The sequence below is a fragment of the Pseudomonas sp. AC463 genome (assembly GCF_979253585.1).
Genome location: NZ_CEEDDZ010000773.1, coordinates 1 through 260, shown reverse-complemented (window position 1 = coordinate 260; position 260 = coordinate 1). Strand labels below are relative to the sequence as shown.

Here is a 260-nt window from a genome sequence, read left to right as displayed (position 1 = left end):
CATCGCACCATCGTCGTGCTACGTTGCAGTCATGTCAGCATTCACTGATCTTGAAGTCGCGGCGCTTCAAGCCATCTTCTTGGAAACGCCAGAACTCGCACCCGCACTCAGACGACAGTTAGAAGTGGCCGAAGTCAGCGACCGCGAGAACAGCGGTGGTGGCTTCTTCACGACGGTCAGGGTCGCGGACGATGCTCCTGCCGTCGATAGCCCGTCAGTGCTGGGCACCACCACGCAGGCTCGCATCAGGGGTTTGGAGC

At 60.0% G+C, this 260-nt stretch carries 1 protein-coding gene; it reads left to right on the top strand.

Translation table 11 applies throughout. The annotated features are described in order from the left end of the window. Positions 1 to 31 precede the first annotated feature (31 nt). Positions 32 to 260, top strand: a 229-nt coding sequence (locus AC0IYH_RS32320) for a hypothetical protein (protein ID WP_471838411.1), incomplete at its 3' end; no start/stop codon positions are given.